The sequence below is a fragment of the Mycobacterium sp. PS03-16 genome (assembly GCF_004570325.1).
Taxonomy (GTDB): domain Bacteria; phylum Actinomycetota; class Actinomycetes; order Mycobacteriales; family Mycobacteriaceae; genus Mycobacterium.
This window is the reverse complement of sequence record NZ_SPQO01000082.1, coordinates 1-830: the sequence shown is the minus strand read 5'-3', so window position 1 is coordinate 830 and position 830 is coordinate 1. Positions and strand designations below refer to the sequence as shown.

1 pseudogene is annotated in these 830 nt (G+C 77.0%); it reads right to left on the bottom strand.

What is annotated here, in order from left to right:
- Positions 1-830: pseudogene (locus tag E4P42_RS26780) on the bottom strand (chromosome segregation protein SMC); the annotation flags it as partial.

Sequence of the window (830 nt, the reverse complement as noted above, 5' to 3'; positions counted from 1 at the left end):
CCGGGCCGCGACGTCGCGGCCCGCGTCGGCGACCACGCCGGCCACCGCGGCGGCGTGTTCGCGGGCCTGTTTGGCACGCTGCGCGCGCACGCGGGCCTCACGTTCGGCGGCCGCGGCGCGACGCAGCGAATCCGCCCGTCCCCGAACGGCATTGGCGCGTTCCTCGGCGGTCCGCACGGCCAGCCGGGCCTCCACCTCGGCCGACCGGGCCGCTTCGGCGGCCGCCATCGACGCCTGCCGGTCGACCGGCTCGGCCTCGAACATCGGCGCCTGCTGGGCGTTGTGCAAGCGGGTCTCGAGCTCCATCAGCTCGTCGACGGTGCGCATCCGCCCGGCTTCGAGTTCGTCGCGCTGGGCGAGCAGCCGCCGCCATTCGTCGTCGGCGGCGCGGGCCTCCTGGCCGAGGCGGCCGAGCTGCTCGTAGATCGCCGAGATCGCCGCGTCGGATTCGTTGAGCGCGGCCAGCGCCTGCTCGGCGGCGTCCTGTCGGGCCTGCTGCTCGGTCAACGCGCCCGACAGCGCGGCCGACAGCTCGGCGACCTGCGTTTCCGAGGCCGCGAGGTCCGCGCGGGCCTTGTCGATCTCCGAGGCGATCTCCAGCGTGCTCGGCTTGCGGTCCGAACCGCCGTTCACCCAGCCCGCGCCCACCAGGTCGCCGTCGGCGGTCACCGCGCGCAGGTGCGGGTGGGCGGCCACCAGGTCCAGCGCGGCGGTCAGATCCGCGACCACCGCGACGCCCCCGAGCAGCGCGGTCACCGCGCCGCGCAGCCGCGCCGGGACCTCCACCGCGTCGAGCGCCCACACCGCACCCGGCGGCAGGTCGCCCGGCG